We start from the raw sequence: 21,599 nt of genomic DNA, 5'->3' as shown, positions 1-21,599 counted from the left end.
ATAATGAATTATAATATGATATTTTGTATTCAAAGATAATTAATTTATTGTGTACAATAAAAAACTCTAAAGTGGACACTTTAGAGTTTTGTTTAGGATTTTCTTGATATTATTTTTTTATTTAAAATGGTAATAGCTGCAATAGCTAATATAAGTATAATGAGCCAAAGCCGTATTCCTTCTACACCAGTCTTAACATTAGAAGAAGAATTTTTATTACTTCTATCTGTCTTATCAATTGGTTTATTTGGATCTTCTGGATATTCAGGCTCTTTCTTACCATCAGTATTGTCAGGATCTTTTGGTTTTATAATGCTACCATCTTTTCTATGCCTATGTGGATCATGATTTTTAAATACAATGTTAGTTACCTTCCCCTTATCAGAAGTTTTTTTATCATAATTACTATCATCATAAGCATAAGTGCTTATCGTAAGTCCATTCTTATTTTCTTGAACAAGATAAACTAGCCTATAAACTGTTCTATCATACCTGACCCATCTATTATCTTCTTCTATATCTTCATTATTTTGATACACTAAATATTCATATTTGCCAACCTTATCAAATTCTGGGATAAAGTTAAATTTTAAGTCACCTATACCATAAAATTCATCTACGCCCTTATGAAGTGGTGCATTATTTATAGAATCAATTTTTATATCCGATCTATGAGGCGAATTATTCCATTTTTCATCTTCATAAAACCAATCCACCCCAATAGGTACTGCCTGATTAATAGCATATGAATCTATAAATGGAAATAAGACAATTATAGATGTTAATATTAATTTGTATACTTTTCTAAATGATTTCATTAATTATCCCCATTCATAGGTCTTAGTACACCTAGTATTATCGTTCTACCATTGGTAGTTGCTTTCTCACAGGTAGATAAGGCTATGATTTTATCCTCTCTTATATCTATATCTCTTTCTTGGAGCTTATTTTTTCTTGCGTGGTCGATTAAATTTTGTCTTTGTACTAAAGATTGTGTAGTCTTAGGATTAAATATTATTTGATCATATGCATCAATTTTGCTTACCATAAAGATCTCTATACGATAAGTTTTATCTGGTAAAAAAAGTGTTCCATATTTATGCTTATCAAAATATTTCTTATCTTCAAATAGAACTACATCTCCAAACATCCCACCACGTTCCATATGATGACCATATAAAAGTGAATAAGGATCGGTAAAGTCTCTGTTATTCCTATAGTCAAGAAATATAGACCCACTTAAGGCAAACTTCTTGTATACATCCTTGTTGATATATTCCATATTGTCCTCACCTTGGACAACTGGATGATCGATATTTGTATCATCAATTGTAACCCAGGCAACGACATCTTCATTTATCTTCATCAAATCCCAAAGAGTAGGATTCTCTCCATTTTCAGAAATTTGTGGCTTGAATTTGAGAAGCTCATCTCCTGCAAATCCTCCACGAAATAACATATAAGAATTCCAAAGGGAGTATCCTGCAAAAAGTATAACTAGTATGAGTAGCAATGCTACTATTCGATCTAAAATTTTCTCGCCAATACGCGATATATTAGCCAATACTTGCAAATACTGATCTCCTTTCAAATTATATATGTAAATTCACCCCAAAGGGGTGATAGAGTTATATTATGCTAATTCTTCTTCTTTTTTGTTGTTTTTAAAGTAGATAAAGAATATTACTCCTGCTGCTGCAATTGCTAGTACAAATGGTGCAATGTTTTCAATAAGACCAGTTGGGATGTCACCTTTTCTTGTATTTGTCCAAGTAATATCCCCGTTATCTGCAACTGTAAATGTAACACTAGTACCTTCTTTTTTAACATCTGCATTTTCTAATTTTCCATCATTATAAGTTACATTAGCTTTATAACCTTGTTTGTCTTGAGTATCTTTTTCAGTAATTGTAATTTTATCTCCACTAGCTAATCCAGTAATTTCAAATGATCCATCATTTCCAATTTGACCTGCTGATACTGCATTTTCGCCTGACTTAATTGGAGTATTTCCATTTAATCTTACGGATGTATTTTTCTTTCCTTCAGCTTGAGCTAAAGCAATTGTAAATTCAAATGTATCAGATAGATCAGCTTGGTTACCATCTATTTTTTTTGTTACTTTTAATGCTTTTTGAGATAATTCGTTAGTAAATTTAAGTGGTGCTTTTTCTCCTTTTAAAGAAACAATATAGTAAGCAATTTTTCTTCCTGTACCGTTATCACTTGTAACAAATACATCTACATCATATACTTTATCATCATCTTTCATACCTGAAATACCAGAAGCTTTTTCACTAACTTTATATCTATAAACACCAGGTTGTGCTTTATCTACCGCTTCTTGATTTACTGTAAGTTGTTCACTACCAGTTGTTTCTCCAGCTTCTAACTCTATATTTCCATCACCAATACCAATTAGTGGATCTGCACTTTTACGAGATTGGTAGCCAGAATAAGCTGGTGCATCTGCTGCTTTTATTTCATATTCAAATGTACCACCACCAAAATAGTCACCTTTTACTTCTTTTTCAATAGATGGTGCTTCTGTTAGCGCATTAGAACTACCCTCTGTATTTATTGGACCTGTTTGTGCTGCAAATGCATTACCAACAAATCCACCTAATGTTAATGTTGCTGCTAGTGCAACGCCTGTTACTTTTTTAAAAATGTTATTTAAATTCATTTACTTTTCTCCTATTTTATATTATTAAAAATTACTTCTTCTATAAAGGGCAAATACTTTTCCCTTTATTTCTTTTCTAGTTACTGAACCAAAATATCTGCTATCTTTAGCTCCTCTTCTCATATCTCCTAGGGCAAATATTTCATCTTCTTTAAGTTTTATAGGAAACTTTATGTCTGTACTAGTTTCTTCATACTGGCCTGTTGGATAAAATATCTGATCTTCTGCTTGATATGATCCGTTTATTATCAGCTGTCCTTCTTCGGAGATATCTACTACATCTCCACCACTTGCTACTATTCGTAGCGCATAGTCCGCATCATTTTTACCTACCACTACTACATCGCCGACATAATAATTATGGTCGAGCCTGTAGTACATCAACAAGTCACTTGGTACCATTTTTGGAAACATATCGTCATTATAGACTACAAAAAATCCAAATATGAAAGTGAACAACAACCACAATACTAAGATGATTAATAATAATTTCTTAAAAAAACTTCTAATTGCATTTTTATTTGAGACATTAACTCGCTTTTGTCTGATAATTTTATTTATTTCAGTAAAATCTAAATTAGCTTGCGAGGTTTTACTATCCGCTTGAGTAAATTTGATTTTTTTACTCATTGCTATTCTCTCTTAATCGTCTTAGTTCTTTGTCTTTTTCATCAAGTATTGATTCATACTTAATTTTTTGATTATTAAAAGCTTGTAAGTAAAGGTCTGAAAGCTGCTGGATTTTCACCAATGCATCGCTTTCAGATACCCCTCCAAAAGTTTGCTTTTTAAACTTCAAATCTTTTAAAAATTTTTCAATATTTTCTAATTCATCCATCAATCCCCCCTGCTAATTTAATTTTTTTATATAATCTATATGCAAAAGCCATGCTAGCTAGGGCTAGCATTAGTGCCATAGGGGCTATGTCATCGATTATGCCTGTTGGAACAGGAAGTGGTTCTGTTTTTACCACAACTTTAATATCTGAATCAATTGAGCCTATTGTTAGAGTATTTCCTTCTATTGTTTGTTCTTTATAATTAAATATAACCCTATTTTTTGATTGAGATTTTATTTGAATATTACTTGCTTCTAAAGGCACTTCTATGTCTTTATTGCCATTAGATGGAATTGTATATTCTTCTTTATAATTTTTATCTCCTAGCATATAGGAAAGCTCAAATTTAAGATCATCTTGGGAATTCAAGCTTTGATCTACTTGATTTTCTATTGTGATAGTATGCCCTTTTTCCCATACTCCATACAATATATTTGGTAGATCCTCGTTGGTTAATAAAACTTTTTCTCCAGGCTTAAAGATTTTGCCGTTTTTACCATCTTCAGTTGTCGACCATCCTAAAAATTTATGCCAACCTGCATTTTTAGCTTGTGGATCTGGGAGAGTTACTATATCATTTTTTCTCAAATCTTCATCGCCACGATTATCATGTATGTCAGGAGGTAAATTTAAATCATGTTCTCTAGTAGAATACACAACATCATCTAATTTAGTACCATCTGGTCCAGTTTCTTTTAATGTCAAAGTTGTAATGTCATATTCATTTAATAATGGGACAAACATTATATCTCCAATAACATTTACTATATCTCCTGGCTGATAAACTCTTTTTAGCATAGTCTGATCTTTTACTGTTGTATAGGTTGAGTTAGGATCAATTACCCAACCTTGGAATACTTGATCCTTTGGCATAGCAATTGTTTTTCCATCTGGGAATTGATATTTACCATCTATATATGGTGGGAGAACTATTGCTTCGGCATTGTTTACATATTCAAATGGATCAGAGTATTCAGCGTATCCTCCATCAGCAGTAGGAGCCTTATACCTTACTTTATATATTTGTGATAGTGGCCTTAGTTCATTCCCTTCTGGGGCAACCCATACAGGATATAGGTATATATCACTAGTAACTGGTTCAGAGAAGTTGTACTCTGTTATAGCTCCATTTATATAGGCATACCATCTAAGTTCTGATCCAGGTGTTTTTTGAGCAATTGGAGGTTTATCAGCTGACAACTTACTTTTATCTACTGTATCTCCTTCTTTAACTTTTTGCTCTATGATACCAGCATTTGGATTGTTCCTTTGCTTATAGGCTGTAACTGTATAGGTTGGATTTTCCCATTTTGCATATACTTTTATATCATTATCCGGCATAGTCATCTTAGAAAAATCTATTGGCTTTCCAGAGCCAGATGAATTGTCATACCAACCTGCAAAAATCTTTCCATCAGAATTCTTAGTTTGCCCTATTATATAATTATCAGGAACATATTTTTCTAGGTTATCATCATACGGAACATTGCTTCTTGTTATATCATTTCCACTACCATTGGAAGAAAATGTTAATGTATGTCTATTTCTGATATAGTAAACCCATACTTCTGGTAATTCTGATGTACCGCCATTAGGATGAACTTTTCTTGGCCTTGCAAATTTATTACCAGTGCTTTCTACATATTGGAAAGTGTAACCAGGTATTAGCTCCCCTCCAGTATAGCCTTGGCTTTCGGAGTCTAAATGAGAAGTTTGTTGGTCTAGCCTAATAAGATCATTAGTTTCTAAATCAATTATTCTAACATTCCATTCATTCTTCCCATCATTCCAAGCTCTTAAAGTATAATTTTCTTTTGGCATTCTTACCGGATAAGTAACCATTTGTCCTAGGACGCTATCTTCTTTAAAACTTACTCCATCCCCTAGAATTTGTTTAGCACGGTTATAATAAGGAGTCGTATCAGCTCCCCACTTTACATCTTCATTTACTATATAGTGTATAATTGGCCATAAGCCTGTAAATATCTTATATTGAAATCTTTGTCTTTTGTAATAAAGGTTTATTTCAGTTCCGCCATCTCCCCTTATAACTTTTTGACTATCAGCATGGTCATATACCATTCCTTCTTTTTTTTGAATACTACTAGAAAGTTTATAATTACTAGAATCTTTATTAGTAAGAGTACCAGCATTGGCTGTTTTAGTTTCTGATTGATTTAAAGAATATCCATCATCATCAGCATTTTCCAACCAATGATTAATAGTATATTTTACATTTAGTGGTGTATACACTGCATATAAGGTTATATCTTTAGTGATAGGAGTAGTTTGACTAAATTGACTGCCACCTTTTGTAGTAGACCAATATTTAAATTCATATCCCGGCTTAACTGGCTTAGTTAAATCACTAAATTGTACTTTATCTCCACTATATACTATCTGCTTATTAACATGTGTTCCACCTTGAGAATCAAATGTTACTGTATATGCTTTTTTATAGACAGCGTATAAATCTAACTCAATATAATTTGCATTGCCACGTAGTTCTTTTACTGTATCCTTATTTATTTGCTTACTAAAGTCAAATGGTGGACCATCAGGTTTTGTTGACCAATGCGAGAATACTGTTCCTGATTCTTCTGGTAAAACTGGTACATTGTCTGTTTTTATCTTTTCACCAAAGTTAACTTCATTTATAGTTAACACTTCATTCTTATATCCAGTACTACCATCAGATTTTTTATAGGCTTTTCTATCTATAAAATTGACATACACTACGTCAGGATATAAACCTTTTAGATAAATAACTTTAGGAGAATTTGCATTAACTTCTACAGGCTTATCAAAATCAAACTTTGCACCAAATCTATCTTTTTCTTCTTTATTTGGACTATCATAATCGTAATAATGCCAACCTTCAAATTTACCTTTATAAGAAAATATTGGTAGTTCTGGTTGTATTAGCTTTTCTCCATCTCTAACTTTTTGAACATCCCAAACATTTCTATCACCTTTACTATCTCTATTTAAAAATATAAAGGTAATAGTCTTAGCTTCTGGCTCTGTAACCGCATATATAGAAAAACTATCTGCATCAAATGTTACTGTATCATTAGTCTTATCTTCAAGGTTTACTTTTTCTTCTTGTGATATTTCATCTTTCTTATGATAAACCTCTATATTTTCTGCTTTATCAATTTTAGGATTACTTATTTGAACTTTGATATTGTTTTTTTCATCAGTTTTATATTCATTGCCATCTTGATCAAATATTGTAATATCATAAGCAGCAAGTACTTCTTTGCCATCTATTTTTATTTCTACTGGATATGCTTTAACTTTAGTATTTGCTGGCAATTGACCTGATACTTTTATTTTTGTATTATCATTTGTCTTATCTGTATAAGATTGATCTGTGTATATTTCAGCCAATAATTGTTGATAACTAAGTTTATTAGTATTTTCTACATTAGCATTATTTGTATCAGAAGGTTTTTCAGCATAGACTTTGTCTTTGTACTTATCATTTTTAGATGCTATGAATTCTTTTCTCAAGCTTTCTATTACTAGATCTGATTTTTCATCTTCTTTTTTATTAGATGTCGTTTCCTTTTTAGTAAAGTTTTCTAACAACTCTTTTGTTTTATCAACACTTTCTTTTTCCTCTAAAGAATTACCCTTATCTAAGCTTTCTACTTCCTTTACTATAGATGAGACCTGCTTATTTTTAGTCTCTGATTTTTCTTTAGGATCAAGCTTCTCTTCATTTACTTTAATTTCCTTAGTAATAGCAAATTCATTTACTTTACTTTCAAGTCTTATTAAATTAGCTTGTTTTATAAAGTCATCTCTTGCTTTAAATTTTTTTCCTTTTTTATTTTTGTCATAAAGGAAAATTGAATTAATATCTTTTAATTCGCTTGATTTTATCTCTATTTTATATACATCCGAGTCTTTCTTATCATACTTTGTATCATCACCATAAAATATTTCAAATCCAAAGGCTAATACATTTTCCTCTTTAGGATCGTTTATTGGATTCTTTAGCTTATATGCCTTAATATAAGAGCTTTCTGGCATAGGGCCTGTGATCTTTATATCAACATCTGCATCGCTAAGTGCTTTATAAGACCCATCTTCATATAAATTTGCACTTAAAGATTTATTTATTATCTTTTCATGTTCTTCTGTATTTATAACATCTTTTTTTTCTTCTACTTCTTGTGCTTCTTCTGTTTTCACTTCAGGTTCTTTTTCTTTAGAATCAGACATTGTCTCTTGCTCGCCATTATCTTTTGACTCCTTTATATCGGGCTTAGCAAGTTCTGAGTTAGTGGAGTCTATCGGCAATTCTTCATTGTTTTCTTCGTTACTTTCTTCTTCTATGATGCTTGGAATATTATCTACTTGGTCACTAGCATAAGCTTTGCTAGCTGTAAGTGGAGTAATAGTTGAAGATATAAAAATAGAAAGAGCCATAATTGCAGACATTAACTTATATCTCAAATGCAGCAGTCCCCCTTTCTTAATTAAGTTATGATTTTTATTTTATTATTTGAATCATTATTAGATTAAACTTTAACTAAATTTTACCACATTTTATACATATTTCAATCCTTATCATCAACTTTTTACATTGATTTTACTTAACAAAATATTGAGACATCCCCATTTAAAAGTTAAAACATTTACACTAGTATTTCACTAGGAATTACCAGATTTTTGTTCGTTCTTATATCATAATTACCCAAATTATTAAGTTATTCTTGTTATTATCAAAAAACATAGCAAATTCAATAAAGATTAGCAAAATTCTTTATATAGTCTTAATCTTCCAGTAAGCTATGATTAAGCAATATTTAAAAAGTATATTTACATATTTTCCCTCTCCTTTATATTGTTTACCATTTTATAAAAGTTTAATAAAATATGATGTATCTTTTGCAAATATAGTAAATTCCAACTATATTTTTACTCAGTCAACAGGAAAATAATAAGAAAAATAAAAATCCACCCTCTTCGAATAAATCGGAGTGAAGAAAGTTATTTCATATACTTTATATCTTTCCGCTCACTTTATTTTATCGAAATGGGTGGTCGATCTTACTTAGTTGACTCTATATTCACTTTTAATCTTTTTATAAATCTTATAAGGGTCAGGATAAATAATATTATTCCTAATACTGCAAATACTAAAGTAGCAACTCTAGTCATTCTTACCATCTTATCTGTTTTTGCTAAGCTATTTTGTTCATTCTCACTTTGTGGCAATTCTTTACCTGGTATAGCAAATTCCTCTGCTATAGCACCTTCATCTCTATAGCAATTTACTAAAAGTCTATTTGGTCTTGGTGGCATAAAAGGACTACAGGTCATAAGAGTTATGATATCTGCATCTCCTCTTGGAACTAACTTGTCCCAATCATAAGGATCAATTACTTCCTTATCATGAACTACATAGCGCATGGTTTGTTCTGCTCTTTCTACATACACATAGTCACCCTCTTTTAATTGATTTATATATAGGAAGTATGTATCAGTCCACCAGCCTCTATGACCTGCTATCACTGATCTTGTTCCAGCTCCGCCAACTGGTATAGATGACCCATCCACTTGTGCTACCCCTCTTGATATATGGTCTAGGGTCGCATCTAGATACAAAGGCAAGTACTTATCTAGTTTTGGAATAGAAAGATAGGCAAACGGAACATTTGTTTTGGTAAATTTTGCATATCTTGTTTGATAGTCCTCTGTTGTAAATGGATCTGATACTGTTATATCACTATCTCTTACAGTTTGATTGTATTCTTTTGCATTGGCATTTTCCTCTTCTACTTCTGCTTTATCTCTTTGATTTTGAAGTTTTTCGAATTTTTTTTGTGATTGCCTTGCAGAATAATCATTTATTGTTCTTCTTGTAAGTGGAATAGTTATAAAAAGCAATCCTACTAGGATAAGTAAGTATCCAATAGTACTACTTTTTGTAAGTTTTAATCGATTCTTCAATGGTATTTACCTCATTTCTAAGAGAGCTTCTTCTTCTATGTTCTTTAATAACAAATATTATAAGCAGAGCCACCAATGGTAACATTATCAAAAATAATTGGAAAAAGTCGTATTTCTGACTCTTTGTATTGGCTACTCCATCGTCTATAGCTTCTTGATAAGGGATTCTATGGCCTCTTACTAGAAGCCTATGAGAATTAATCATATAAGGTGTACAAGTTAAAAGAGTTGCATAATCATGACCTTCTTCTACTAATACCGGCTGAAAATCAGATGGATCTACAACTTGTATCTTATCCACTTGATATGCAAGTGTATCCTCAATATTGTGTATATAAAATACATCACCTTCTACAAGTTGATCAAGATTTCTAAAAAGTTTAGCACTAGGAAGTCCTCTATGCCCCGTAATAACTGTATGAGTATTATTACCTCCAATTGGTAAGGATGTACCTTCAAGGTGGCCACATCCTTTTTCTAAAACTTCATCACTAGTTCCAGCATATATTGGTAAATCTTGACCAATCTTAGGTATCTCAACGTGACCTAACATTTCATTTATTTCAAGCATTCTAGCATATTCAGCTCGTCCTTCCTTTTCTTTTTGCGTGAAGGGATCAGCAAGCCTAGCTGGGTCTAATGTACGGTTATAAGCGCGAGCAAGATCCATACGTTTAGCAATTTCTTCCTTATTTGTACTATCACTTTCTTTCTTAAACTCGACAACCTCTCCCTCAGACTCTATCTCATAATACTTTTGACTTATTAATGGATAAGCAAAAATTATAAGTCCTGTGATAAAGATTAAAAAAAATGGTAAGTTTTTCTTAATTCTATCTTTTCTATTCATTCATATCTCCGCTTGAATCTTTATCTGAGGTATTTCTCATTTGCTCAAACATGTCTGTGCCAGTTGAATTTGATCTGTTAGTATTAGCTCTGCCGTTCATAAACATATTTTTTAGATTTTCTTGTTCTTTACGTATTTCTTCAAGTCTAGCATAGTAATCTTTGTTTTCTCTTCTAAGCTTGATAAGTCTAATTATAAGTACCAAGATTAAGAAAAGAGCTACAAAAAATAGTATTCTAAATATCCAATTTGCTTTATTTGTTCTAATCAATTCTTCATCCACAGCAGGTACGTATGGTACTCTGTGCCCCCTTACTAAAAGTCTATGTGTGTTAATCATTAACGGTGTACAAGTTAAAAGTGTAACATAATCATGACCTGGAGATACTAATAAATCATTGAAGTTCGATGGTTCTACTACTTTTATTTGATCAACTTGGTAGGCCATGACTCCTTCGATATTGTGTACGTAAAACTTATCTCCAATTTCTAATTCTCTAAGATTGGTAAAAAGCGTAGCCTCAGGGAGACCTGAGTGAGCAGTAAGAACTGAATGTGTACTATTACCTCCTACCGGAAGAGATGTGCCCTCCAAATGGCCTACACCCTTTTGTAAAATATCTTCGCTAGTACCTGCATAGATAGGTAGGTCTTGGTTAATCCTCGGTATTTCAACATGTCCTATCATCTCAGCAACTTCTAACATACGAGCGTATTCCTTACGTCCCTCTTCTTGTTTTTTTCTGGTGTAAGGATCATCTGCTATATCACCTGTTAGTGACTCATTGTAGGCATGGGCTAGGTCAATACGCCTTTTAATTTCTTCTGTTGAAAGTTGATCTGTACCTGATTTAAAAGTATCTAATTGATTACCAGAATCAACACGATAATATATACGGTTAATTGCTGGGTACAGCATAACAGCCAAACCAATTAGAAATATAAATCTCCAAATCCACTTTGATGCTTTTGATTGAGGCTTTTTTTTCTTTTTGACCTTTTTTTTAGAATCTGACTTATTCAGATTTTCTTTTGTATTTTGTTTTTTCTTTTTAAAAGCCATATACCCTCTCTATTAGCTATCATTTTAAAAAGGGTCTCACAATAGAGACCCTTTTTATGTTAATTTGTAATTGTTCTTAGCTTAATTCTTGTAATAAGACTTAGGCTAAACTTCTTTGAGTCTTTTCTGATTTTCTTACTAGATGACTTCCGCCTATTATCATTATTAGTCCTAATACTACAAGTATTATTATTCTAATATCACCTGTTTTTACAAGTGGTCCTCTTGGAATACCTGGTTTATTTTTTGGTACATAATATCTTGTTGATGGAGGTGTTGCTGATGGCGGTACAGAACTTCTTGTAGTTGGTGGTGTTGATGATGGTGTTTTTGGTGGGATGTTTGATCCTGGAGGTGTTGCATTTGGATTACGCTTATTTACTATAAACTTTGCTTCAGCTGTTTCTGACTTTTCTGAAATAGTAAATTTTACTGGATTTACATCTAACACATATCCTTCTGGAGCTGCTGTTTCTCTTAGATAGTAATCCCCATAAGGCAAATCTTTTACTTTAAACTCGCCATTTGAACCAGACTTAATAGTAAGCCTCTTGCCATCAACTTCATAAGGAGTTGCCTCTCCTTTTTTATCTACAGAATAAACAGCAAAAAGTGCCCCTTCAAGTCTCTTAGGTGTCTTGCTATTATCCACCTTTACGAAGTTCTGTGAGCCTTTTTTCTTATTTTTTGAATCTGGTGGAACTAGTTTAGGATTCTTTGGAAGATTTTCCATAGTAAATGTAGGTTTGGCTCTGCTAAGTCTCTCAGATTCCTTACCCTGATTATCTCTTATATTGTAATCTTCTAGAGGTTCGTTCTCCTTAAAGTAATACTCACCTTCTGGTAGTCCCTCTACTACTATTTCACCATTACCATCTGTATATAATTGGAAAACTTGTTCTGACTCTGCTGCTGATTCATTAAATTCATACTTACCGGCATCACCAATTAATCCTACTCTTTGATCTTCGGTAGTTACTGTTTTATCAGCATCATTATCAATAACTTTTTTTCTATATAACTCAAAACCTACTCTATCTAAAGGATCCTTTGTTTTAGAATCGATCTTTTTAAGCTTGAGTTCATTTTTTTCTTTGTAGTTTTTAACTTCTAAAACTTTATCTTTTTCTGCCTTATAAAGAACATCATCTGAGCTTACATAACCATCTAGTGGCTCTACTTCTCTAAACACATAGCTATTTGCAGGAGCTAATTCTGGCAATTTATCTAATATGATGTTACCATCTTTATTTGTTTTAAATACATGATCAATATTTTTATCTGAAACGTAACTTCCATCTTCATTTATACCAACTGGAGTGTATGTATCCCCAGATTTTACATAAAGTCTAAATCCAACTCCTTCTAGATTGTCACCTGTTTGGCCATCTGTCTTATGAAGGTGAAGTTTAACTTCTTTAGGTCTATAGTTAGCAACTGTTACTTCATTTTCTTGAAATCTATCATAATTTATGTTAGTATCAGCTTCTCTTATTTCAAAACCTTCTAATGTTTCAATTTCTCTAAAGGTATAATCACCGCTTTCAAGGTTATTGACTTCTATTCTACCATTAGCATCAGTTACTAATTCTTGGATTGCTCCCTGTTCATTCTCAGTAAAGTTATAAATGCCTTCTTTTGTTTTGGTAAAATTTAAAACTTTGCCGTCTTTATTGAGAAGATTAAACTTTACACCCTCTAGATCAATTGTCTTTTGATCATTTTCTTTATCATATCCTATTTTATGAAGTCTTAGTGATTGTGGTTTTCTTTCTGTTAGTTTTGGAATAATTTCATTGACATCAATATCTCCCTCATAAGTCATTTGAGCGAAAGTGTTTATACTATATTGATGATTTTTAGTAGATTCTTCAGTTTCTTTGAAAAGATAAGCACCAGGTTCTAGACCGGTTAGATTTATAATATCATAAGATGAACCACTTGAATCTTGATTTAAGTTAGATTTAACGAGAGTTCCTTCTCCTAGTTCTTTTGTAATTTCATCCATAGATAAAGAATCATATTTTTTTGCTATTTCTAAAAGTTCCTCTTTTTTGAATTCTTTATCAGATAACTTAAAATATGCTAGTTCTCTTTGCTTATTAGTTTTATTATCCTCACCTTGTCTAGGAATTTTTATTGTTAAATTCCCATTATTTGTGATATCTTCTGTACTAGCAGCCATTGATATAGGCATTAGTAGAACTTGTAAAAGCATAAAAATGCTCAGAAATCCTGCTAGTATTCTTGGTTTTTTCTTGCCTAACATAGTTAACTCCTCTTAATTTTTTCTGTTTTATGTATTTAAAATAATTTTAAATAGACTTATTCAGCTATATTATATCTTAAAAGTAGGGAATATACAATTACCTACTGCTCACATTTAGATAATTTTATAATAAAAATTAAGATTTCTAAAATCTATTTCCATAAGCATAAGTATTTGATTTTTCGAAGTTTTACTAGCCTTATTTAAACACAATGATAATTTATATTTGATTCTCCTATTAAATAAGTATTATAATTAAATACAAGAAAGGAGATTTTATGGTAAAATATGATCCAAAAAGCTCAGATCCAGCTGAGTTTATTAATAATGAAGAAATTTTAGAAACAATTGACTATGGTAGAGCTAACGCTCACAATAGAGCATTGATTATAGATATATTAGAAAAGGCAAAAAAGGCAAAAGGCCTATCACACAAAGAAGCTTTTGTACTACTATCATGTGCGGAAGATGATTTGAACAAAGAAATTTTAAAAACCGCAAAAGAGCTTAAGCTTAAATTCTATGCTAATCGTATAGTACTATTTGCTCCCCTATATCTCTCAAATTACTGTGTAAACGGGTGTACATATTGCCCTTACCACGGACAAAACAAGCACATACCTCGCAAAAAGCTTACACAAGATGAAATACGTGAACAAGTAATAGCTCTTCAAGATATGGGACATAAGAGACTTGCCCTAGAAACTGGTGAAGATCCTATCAACAACCCAATAGAATACATTCTGGAATCTATTGATACAATCTATAATATTCATCACAAAAATGGTTCTATAAGAAGAGTAAATGTAAATATTGCTGCAACTACAATAGAAAACTATAAAAAGCTTCACGATGCAGAAATAGGAACATACATACTCTTCCAGGAAACATACAATAAAGAAAAATATGAAAACTTGCATGCTTACGGACCAAAATCAGACTATAACTACCACACAACAGCTCATGATAGAGCTATGGAAGGTGGCATAGACGATCTAGGATTAGGAGTACTATATGGTCTAGACTCTTACGAATACGAATTTATAGGTCAATTGATGCACGCAGAGCACCTAGAGGCTAAGTATAATGTTGGACCACATACAATATCCGTTCCACGTATACAACCTGCTGATGATATAGATCCTGATGAGTTTGACAATTCCCTATCTGATGATATGTTTGAGAAATTAGTTGCTTGCATACGAATTGCAGCTCCTTATACAGGAATGATAGTCTCAACTCGTGAAAGTGAAAAGGTTAGAGGAAAACTACTTGAACTAGGTATCAGTCAAATATCCGGAGGTTCAAAAACTGCTGTTGGTGGCTATACAGAAAATGTAACAAAGGGTAGTGATCAATTTGAATTATCAGATAATAGAACATTAGATGAAGTAGTTGATTGGCTAATAGAGAAAAATCATATACCTTCATTCTGTACCGCTTGCTACAGAAAGGGTCGAACAGGTGAAGTATTTATGGGTATGGTTAAAAAACAAGGCATTGGTAATATTTGTCATCCTAATGCTTTAACAACTTTGGAAGAATATGCAATAGATTATGCTAGTCCAAAAACAAAATCTGATATAGAAAATCTTATAGATAAAGAAATAAATAATATCCCAAGCAAAGATGTTCAAGAAGAAACAAGGAAAAACCTTATTGCTGTAAAAAACGGCCAAAGAGATCTGTATATATGAGAGCATCACAAGGAGAAAGAGTTCATATAGCCATATTCGGTAACACAAACTCTGGTAAATCCACTCTTTTAAATTACCTAACGGGAGAAGATACCGCCATAGTATCGAAAACTCATGGTACAACAACAGATCCTATAAAAAAAGCCATGGAAATCCATGGCCTAGGACCTGTTCTTTTTATAGATACAGCTGGTATAAATGACAAAACAAATCTTTCAAATGAGCGTGTAGAAAAGTCTATAAAAGTTATAGATAAAGCCGATATATTTTTATATCTTCTAAGTACTGATGATGATCTAAGCTTTATAGAAAGTTTAAAAAAAGAAAATAAACCAATTATATATGTGGCTCCTAAACAAGACTTAGATGAGGGAGTTAAAATCTTAGAAAAATTTAAGGATCTTAAACCTATCCCAATAGATAGGACAAGTAATGATAAATATAAATTATTTGATATAATCAGAGATATTTATCAAGAAAAAGAAGATAATAAAAAACCATCCATAACAGGAAACTTAGTAGATAAAGGCGATACTGTAGTGCTCGTTATGCCACAGGATAAGGCAGCCCCTAAAGATAGACTTATAAAGCCACAAGTTATGACTATAAGGGAACTTATAGATAAAAATACAACTTGCATTTCAACAAGCTTAGAAAACTTTGAAAATTGTATAAAAAGTTTAAAAAATCCACCAGATTTGATAATAACCGATTCCAAAGTTTTTTTAGATGTTTATAAATTAAAGCCAGAAGAAAGTAGACTAACTAGCTTTTCAGTATTAATGAGTGGATTTAAGGGTGATGTAAGCTACTTTATGGAATCTGTAAAAGTTCTAGATCATGAGATTGACAATATCCTAATAGCAGAAGTCTGTACTCATCCACCTATAGAAGAAGACATAGGAACTGTAAAGATCCCCAAAATGTTAAAATCAAAATATCCAGATGTAAATATAGACTTTGCTAGAGGAGAAGATTTCCCAGATATAGAAAAATATGATCTAATAATAGAATGCGGCTCATGTATGTTTAATAGAGCAAGTGTCATTTCCAGGGTAAAAAAATGCAAAGAAAAAGCTATCCCAATGACAAATTATGGAATAACTATAGCGTATTTAAAGGGGATATTAGACAAAATAGACTACCAAGTTTAACTTGGAAGTCTATTTTTTTCAGTAATTACTTAAACAAAAGATTTCTTGACCTATTTTCTTAGATGTAAATTCAATAAATTGTATTCATTACAAACTAAAATACCAAATTTTTTTGTCTTGTTATAACATCTCCCTTATCCGTAACAATCTTATATCCAGATTTATCCACTCTAAGACTTAGACAAGCTTTACATTCTGCTGCTTCATCTCCTGTACAGATCTTATTGTCATATAGTTGATATTGTTTCCTATACATGCTTGGAGATAAATTTGGCATTAGAACATTTGCTCCTGCTTTAAGTCCCATTTCACGGCCTAAGGGATTAATTGTACCTAGAGCTGTTGTTGCTGGGATTAAAGCATAAGGAAATAGAATTCTAAGTACCGATACTAATCTCAAGGTTTTTGTAAATGATCCATCGTTAAAATCTTTAAATGGCGTATCCACACTTCTTAGGTAAGGACCAATTCCTATCATATCCGGCTCTAGCTCTTGTAGAAACCTAAGATCTGCTATAAGGTTTTCTGTAGTTTGGTAAGGACTATCTACCATAAATCCTCCACCTACTTGATAACCTATTTCCTTTAATTGCCATAAAGCCTCTCTCCTATGATCAAAGCTCATAAAAGAGGGATGAAGTTTGCTATAATGTTCTCTATCCGATGTTTCTTCACGAAGTAAGTATCTATCAGCACCGGCATCATAAAATCTTTTATATGAATCATAAGATTTCTCACCTAAGGAAAGAGTTATTGCAGTATCAGAATGATTTTCCTTTACCTTCTCAACTATTTCTACAATCATATCATCAGTATAATATGTATCCTCACCACTTTGCATAACATAGGTTCTAAATCCTAATTTATAACCAATATCTGCACAATCTATGATTTCTTGTGGTAATAGCCTATACCTTTCTACATTTTTATTAGACTTTCTTATTCCACAATAAAAGCAATCATTTTTGCAGAAATTAGAGAACTCTATTAGTCCTCTTATATAAACATCATCTCCATATATGTTTCGACGTATTGAATCCGCTTTATTTGCAAGAGCCTCGTTCATAGACTCATTTTCTATCCAATTTTTCAAAGTTTGGTCTGAATAGTATTCAGTATTCTTTAAGCTTTCCATGATTATATTATAACAATCAAGATGATGACTTGTCTAATATTTCCAAGTGAAGTAGTAATAATTATTTTTTAAAATTTACAAATTTAAAAAAATAGAAAGATACTATATAGATTTCTCCGCTAACTATGCTCGGTTAAAATGGATAGGTGTTAATGTTTGAATAAGATTAAGGATTTCTAAACTCTATTCGTCCGTTCGATATAAATAGATACTAAGAAATTATAAGCATAGAAAAACTGGACTTTTATGTCCAGTTTTCGATTGATTATTTATATTTTTTAACTTTAAAACCCCTTAAAATAAGCAGAAATTGATCCTTGCTTTAGAAGATCATTCTATCTAGGATTTTCCCTTAGCTGGACTAGTCTGCTTAATACATTCCAGGCATGCCTGCTGGCATTTCTGGTTCTTCTTCTGGAATGTCTGCTACTGCTGCTTCTGTTGTAAGTATCATTCCTGATACACTGACTGCATTTTGTAGAGCGCTTCTTGTTACTTTTGTTGGTTCTACTATACCTGCGTCAAACATATTTACATATTGATCATTATAAGCATCGTAACCTTCGTCTTTGCCAGATTCTTTTACGTTTTGAACTATTACTGATCCGTCCATTCCTGCATTTTCTACTATTTGACGTAATGGTGCTTCTAGGGCCTTCTCTATGATTGTTGCACCTGTTTTTTCGTCCCCTTCAAGACTATCTTTTAGATCTGTTACTTTTTCGATAGCTCCTATAAGAACTACTCCACCACCTGCAACTATACCTTCTTCTACAGCTGCTCTTGTAGCTGATAGAGCATCTTCAATTCTGTATTTCTTCTCTTGCATTTCTGTTTCTGTTGCTGCACCTACGTTGATTACTGCAACTCCACCTGCAAGTTTTGCTACTCTTTCTTGAAGTTTTTCTATTTCATATGAGCTTTCTTCTGATTCAATTTGTTGACGGATTAGGCTTACTCTTTCTTCTAGAGCATTCTTATCACCTTTTCCTTCTACTAATGTTGTATTGTCTTTATCAACTTTAGCTTTTTTAGCTGATCCTAGCATAGAGATTTCTGTATCTTTAAGATCCATATTTAGGTCTTCTGATACTACTGTTGCTCCTGTAAGGATTGCTATATCTTCAAGCATTGCCTTACGTCTATCACCATAACCTGGTGCCTTTACTGCTACAACATTAAATGTTCCTCTTAACTTATTTAGGATAAGTGTTGTTAGTGCCTCTCCTTCTACATCATCAGCTATGATTAATAAAGGACGAGATTCTTGAACTATTTGTTCTAATAGCGGTAATAGATCTTGGATATTTGAAATTTTCTTATCTGTTAATAAGATATATGGATCATCTAATTCTGCAACCATTTTTTCATCATCTGTTGCCATATATGGTGATAGGTATCCTTTATCAAATTGCATACCTTCTACTACATCTAGGTAAGTATCAGTTGTTCTAGATTCTTCAACTGTGATAACTCCATCATTGCCTACTTTTTCCATAGCATCAGCAATAAATTTACCAATTTCTGGATCTGCAGATGATATTGTGCCTACGTTTTCTATGGCTTGTTTATCTACTATATCTTTAGAATTTTCCTTGATGTAGTCAACTGTAGTATCAGTTGCTTTTTTTAGTCCTTTATTTAAAACAATTGGATTTGCTCCAGCTGCTAAATTTTTAAGTCCTTCTTTGATGATTGCTTGAGCTAACACTGTAGCTGTTGTTGTACCATCACCTGCTACATCATTTGTCTTGGTAGCAACTTCTTTTACAAGTTGAGCTCCCATATTTTCAAATCTATCTTCAAGCTCGATTTCTTGAGCAATTGTTACTCCATCATTTGTAATTGTTGGTGCGCCATAGGATTTATCAAGAACTACATTACGTCCTTTTGGTCCAAGAGTAACTTTTACAGCATTTGCTAATTTATCAATGCCACGTTCTAAACCATCACGTGCTTCTTTACCATAATTAATTTCTTTAGCCATTATAGTTTATCCTTTCTAATAATATTATTATTTTACAACTGCTAATATATCTACATATTTAACAACTATATAATCTGTATCATCAAGCTTAACTTCTGTTCCTGCATATTGAGAATAAATTACCTTATCTCCTACAGAAAGAGAATCTTTTTTCTTTTCATCATTTAAAATATCTTCACTTATAGCTACAACTTCTGCATATACTGGTTTTTCTTGTGCAGATTCTGGAAGAACTATTCCTGATTGTGTTGTTTTTTCAGCTTCAGCTTTTTTGATTACTACTCTATCTCCGATAGGTTTTAATTCCATTTATTTATCTCCTTAAGTATTGTTTTAGCACTCAAGTATGCTAATTGCTAATTACATTTATAGTGTACTACCATTGATAAAAAAATCAAATAATTTTATATAATTATTATTATGGATATAATATAAGTAATATAGAAGGAGAATGCTATGTATAAGAAACCAAGTGATAAAGAACTAAGAGAAAAACTCACAAACTTAGAATATGAAGTTACCCAACATGCAGCTACTGAAAGGCCTTTCTCTTCAGAATTAGATGATTTTTATGAAGAAGGAATATATGTGGATAAGGTCTCTGGAGAGCCTTTATTTTCCTCAATTGATAAATATGATGCAGGGTGTGGTTGGCCATCATTTACCAAAGCTATTGACGGAATAGAAATTAGTGAAAATGAAGACGTATCACATGGTATGGTGAGAACTGAAGTTAGAAGCAAGTATGCTAATTCTCATCTGGGTCATGTATTTAATGATGGCCCTAGTGATTTGGGTGGACTTAGATATTGTATAAATGGAGCTTCTTTAAGATTTATCCCTAAAAATAAGCTTGATGAAGAAGGATATGGAGAGTATTTGAGTTTATTTGAAGAATAAAAAATATTTTTTAAGCCTACAATAAAAAAGAACTTTTGTAAAATCATATAAGTTTACAAAAGTTCTTTTTTATTTTAATACTTACTAGCTCCCGAACTAGTTGCTACTACTATACTATCATTTTCGAATCTTATTCCTATTACATCCATCACTTCATTTTCTATTTCTTTTGTTCTTTTATCTATGAAAGTTATTTTCATCCTATTGTCATCTTTTTTATCTATACCTATAACAGTTGTCGGTTTGAAATAATTTGCTCCAAATTTATTCCAAAATTCTTCTTTAGAATAAATTCTATTTTTATCTGACGCATATAAATTCATTATTTCTTTTTCATTGTATAAGTCTTTTGATAAATATAGCTCGGGGGTTTCATAACCTACGCTTATTAACTCTGGATCTTCGCTTTTCTTACCTTCTTCTATGGATTTTCTGTGAAGTTCATAGTAGTTATTTTCGTTATTATAAACCGTATAATATATATTATTTGGGCTTACTATTCCATCTGTTAAAAGTCCTTTGACACTATCTATATCAGTTACCTCAAGTGTTTCTAGATTAATTAAGCCTATAGTTCTTTTTTCTTTTTCTTCGCCGTTTTGATTATAAAAGCTATGTATAAAATATATATCCCCACCATTATAGCCTATAGGGAAAATTTCTTCTCCACTTCCAAACTCATGTAGAGTCTTTATATCTTCTCCATTGATTTTTATAAGCTTATACTTATGATTTTTACTATCTCCCGTTACAAAGACATTGTTTGCATTATTTATATCATAAGCAAATTGATTTAACTCTGGGTTTATGATATCACTAGTATTGCCATTAGGATTAAATTTCACTAATTTTTTATCTATGGGATCGTAGTATATTTGAACCTTATTAGTATCTATAGGATCTCCTGTTAAAGTCGCATTTGGAGTATCACTAGAACAAGCTACAAGGAAAAATATAAAAAATCCCAATAATATCTTAAACTTTTTCATAAATATATTATACTATGAAAATCAAAAAAAGAACCACTTTTAAGCGGTTCTAATTTTTAGGTT

The 21,599-nt window shown here is 31.8% G+C and carries 17 protein-coding genes; 3 read left to right on the top strand and 14 right to left on the bottom strand.

Translation table 11 applies throughout. From position 1 onward, the window contains the following. Positions 1 to 92 precede the first annotated feature (92 nt). The 10 genes from ABXG81_RS01520 to ABXG81_RS01475 all read right to left on the bottom strand — a co-directional run bounded on the left by ABXG81_RS01520 (position 93) and on the right by ABXG81_RS01475 (position 13,674). Complete coding sequence (locus tag ABXG81_RS01520) at positions 93 to 818, bottom strand: FctA domain-containing protein (protein ID WP_353528951.1); 726 nt, start codon at positions 816 to 818, stop codon at positions 93 to 95. Next, the gene (srtB, locus tag ABXG81_RS01515; RefSeq protein WP_353528950.1) at positions 818 to 1,573 is read right to left on the bottom strand and encodes a class B sortase; all 756 of its coding nucleotides are present in this window, start codon (positions 1,571 to 1,573) and stop codon (positions 818 to 820) included. The genes ABXG81_RS01520 and srtB overlap by 1 nt, the downstream gene beginning before the upstream one ends. Positions 1,574 to 1,633: 60 nt before the next feature. Then, positions 1,634 to 2,686 carry a DUF5979 domain-containing protein gene (locus ABXG81_RS01510; RefSeq protein WP_353528949.1) on the bottom strand — a complete coding sequence of 351 codons (1,053 nt, stop codon included), beginning with the start codon at positions 2,684 to 2,686 and terminating at the stop codon, positions 1,634 to 1,636. A 24-nt stretch (positions 2,687 to 2,710) separates the two neighbouring features. Then, the gene (gene lepB, locus ABXG81_RS01505) at positions 2,711 to 3,316 is read right to left on the bottom strand and encodes a signal peptidase I (protein WP_117521864.1); all 606 of its coding nucleotides are present in this window, start codon (positions 3,314 to 3,316) and stop codon (positions 2,711 to 2,713) included. Next, the gene (locus ABXG81_RS01500) at positions 3,309 to 3,524 is read right to left on the bottom strand and encodes a hypothetical protein (protein ID WP_117521865.1); all 216 of its coding nucleotides are present in this window, start codon (positions 3,522 to 3,524) and stop codon (positions 3,309 to 3,311) included. Before ABXG81_RS01500 ends, lepB begins: the two co-directional genes overlap by 8 nt. Then, positions 3,517 to 7,992 (bottom strand): InlB B-repeat-containing protein, encoded by a 4,476-nt coding sequence (locus tag ABXG81_RS01495; RefSeq protein WP_353528948.1) that lies wholly within the window; start codon positions 7,990 to 7,992, stop codon positions 3,517 to 3,519. Before ABXG81_RS01495 ends, ABXG81_RS01500 begins: the two co-directional genes overlap by 8 nt. Positions 7,993 to 8,589: 597 nt before the next feature. Further along, positions 8,590 to 9,492, bottom strand: coding sequence for a class C sortase (locus ABXG81_RS01490; RefSeq protein ID WP_353528947.1), 903 nt, complete (start codon positions 9,490 to 9,492; stop codon positions 8,590 to 8,592). Further along, a complete protein-coding gene (locus ABXG81_RS01485) occupies positions 9,461 to 10,342 on the bottom strand; it encodes a class C sortase (protein WP_353528946.1) in 882 nt (293 codons plus the stop codon). Before ABXG81_RS01485 ends, ABXG81_RS01490 begins: the two co-directional genes overlap by 32 nt. After that, positions 10,335 to 11,405 (bottom strand): class C sortase, encoded by a 1,071-nt coding sequence (locus ABXG81_RS01480; protein WP_288223367.1) that lies wholly within the window; start codon positions 11,403 to 11,405, stop codon positions 10,335 to 10,337. The genes ABXG81_RS01485 and ABXG81_RS01480 overlap by 8 nt, the downstream gene beginning before the upstream one ends. A gap of 100 nt (positions 11,406 to 11,505) precedes the next feature. Then, on the bottom strand, positions 11,506 to 13,674 hold the full coding sequence (locus ABXG81_RS01475) for a SpaA isopeptide-forming pilin-related protein (protein WP_353528945.1): 2,169 nt from the start codon (positions 13,672 to 13,674) through the stop codon (positions 11,506 to 11,508). Between the two features lie 278 nt (positions 13,675 to 13,952). Here ABXG81_RS01475 and hydG point away from each other — a divergent pair, with 278 nt between their 5' ends. Next, positions 13,953 to 15,371, top strand: coding sequence for a [FeFe] hydrogenase H-cluster radical SAM maturase HydG (gene hydG, locus ABXG81_RS01470; protein ID WP_117521871.1), 1,419 nt, complete (start codon positions 13,953 to 13,955; stop codon positions 15,369 to 15,371). Continuing rightward, a complete protein-coding gene (gene hydF, locus ABXG81_RS01465; RefSeq protein ID WP_353528944.1) occupies positions 15,368 to 16,525 on the top strand; it encodes a [FeFe] hydrogenase H-cluster maturation GTPase HydF in 1,158 nt (385 codons plus the stop codon). The genes hydG and hydF overlap by 4 nt, the downstream gene beginning before the upstream one ends. A 94-nt stretch (positions 16,526 to 16,619) precedes the next feature. Here the strand turns inward: hydF and hydE are convergent, their stop codons facing one another. From hydE to ABXG81_RS01450, 3 genes are all read right to left on the bottom strand, one after another. Beyond that, positions 16,620 to 17,660, bottom strand: a complete 1,041-nt coding sequence (gene hydE, locus ABXG81_RS01460) for a [FeFe] hydrogenase H-cluster radical SAM maturase HydE (protein ID WP_353528943.1) — start codon at positions 17,658 to 17,660, stop codon at positions 16,620 to 16,622. Between the two features lie 370 nt (positions 17,661 to 18,030). Next, positions 18,031 to 19,647 (bottom strand): chaperonin GroEL, encoded by a 1,617-nt coding sequence (groL, locus tag ABXG81_RS01455; RefSeq protein WP_117521874.1) that lies wholly within the window; start codon positions 19,645 to 19,647, stop codon positions 18,031 to 18,033. 27 nt (positions 19,648 to 19,674) lie between these two features. Next, complete coding sequence (locus tag ABXG81_RS01450; protein ID WP_117521875.1) at positions 19,675 to 19,956, bottom strand: co-chaperone GroES; 282 nt, start codon at positions 19,954 to 19,956, stop codon at positions 19,675 to 19,677. Between the two features lie 147 nt (positions 19,957 to 20,103). On the opposite strand from ABXG81_RS01450, the gene msrB reads away from it, so the two are divergent. After that, on the top strand, positions 20,104 to 20,547 hold the full coding sequence (gene msrB / locus ABXG81_RS01445; protein ID WP_117521876.1) for a peptide-methionine (R)-S-oxide reductase MsrB: 444 nt from the start codon (positions 20,104 to 20,106) through the stop codon (positions 20,545 to 20,547). A 74-nt stretch (positions 20,548 to 20,621) separates the two neighbouring features. On the opposite strand, the gene ABXG81_RS01440 is transcribed toward msrB, so the two are convergent. Further along, complete coding sequence (locus ABXG81_RS01440; RefSeq protein ID WP_117521877.1) at positions 20,622 to 21,536, bottom strand: hypothetical protein; 915 nt, start codon at positions 21,534 to 21,536, stop codon at positions 20,622 to 20,624. Positions 21,537 to 21,599: the final 63 nt, after the last annotated feature.

The sequence above is a fragment of the Anaerococcus nagyae genome, assembly GCF_040364225.1.
Lineage (GTDB): Bacteria > Bacillota > Clostridia > Tissierellales > Peptoniphilaceae > Anaerococcus > Anaerococcus nagyae.
The sequence above is the reverse complement of the archived record's forward strand: the minus strand, read 5'-3'. Positions and strand labels throughout refer to the sequence as shown.

Bases quoted from the DNA above. Each gene is read 5' to 3' on its own strand.
- ABXG81_RS01480 (WP_288223367.1), bottom strand. From the start codon at position 11,405: ATGGCTTTTAAAAAGAAAAAACAAAATACAAAAGAAAATCTGAATAAG.
- ABXG81_RS01500 (WP_117521865.1), bottom strand. From the start codon at position 3,524: ATGGATGAATTAGAAAATATTGAAAAATTTTTAAAAGATTTGAAGTTT.
- ABXG81_RS01450 (WP_117521875.1), bottom strand. From the start codon at position 19,956: ATGGAATTAAAACCTATCGGAGATAGAGTAGTAATCAAAAAAGCTGAA.
- ABXG81_RS01510 (WP_353528949.1), bottom strand. From the start codon at position 2,686: ATGAATTTAAATAACATTTTTAAAAAAGTAACAGGCGTTGCACTAGCA.
- ABXG81_RS01440 (WP_117521877.1), bottom strand. From the start codon at position 21,536: ATGAAAAAGTTTAAGATATTATTGGGATTTTTTATATTTTTCCTTGTA.
- ABXG81_RS01520 (WP_353528951.1), bottom strand. From the start codon at position 818: ATGAAATCATTTAGAAAAGTATACAAATTAATATTAACATCTATAATT.
- hydG (WP_117521871.1), top strand. From the start codon at position 13,953: ATGGTAAAATATGATCCAAAAAGCTCAGATCCAGCTGAGTTTATTAAT.
- msrB (WP_117521876.1), top strand. From the start codon at position 20,104: ATGTATAAGAAACCAAGTGATAAAGAACTAAGAGAAAAACTCACAAAC.
- ABXG81_RS01485 (WP_353528946.1), bottom strand. From the start codon at position 10,342: ATGAATAGAAAAGATAGAATTAAGAAAAACTTACCATTTTTTTTAATC.
- hydE (WP_353528943.1), bottom strand. From the start codon at position 17,660: ATGGAAAGCTTAAAGAATACTGAATACTATTCAGACCAAACTTTGAAA.
- groL (WP_117521874.1), bottom strand. From the start codon at position 19,647: ATGGCTAAAGAAATTAATTATGGTAAAGAAGCACGTGATGGTTTAGAA.
- lepB (WP_117521864.1), bottom strand. From the start codon at position 3,316: ATGAGTAAAAAAATCAAATTTACTCAAGCGGATAGTAAAACCTCGCAA.
- ABXG81_RS01475 (WP_353528945.1), bottom strand. From the start codon at position 13,674: ATGTTAGGCAAGAAAAAACCAAGAATACTAGCAGGATTTCTGAGCATT.
- hydF (WP_353528944.1), top strand. From the start codon at position 15,368: ATGAGAGCATCACAAGGAGAAAGAGTTCATATAGCCATATTCGGTAAC.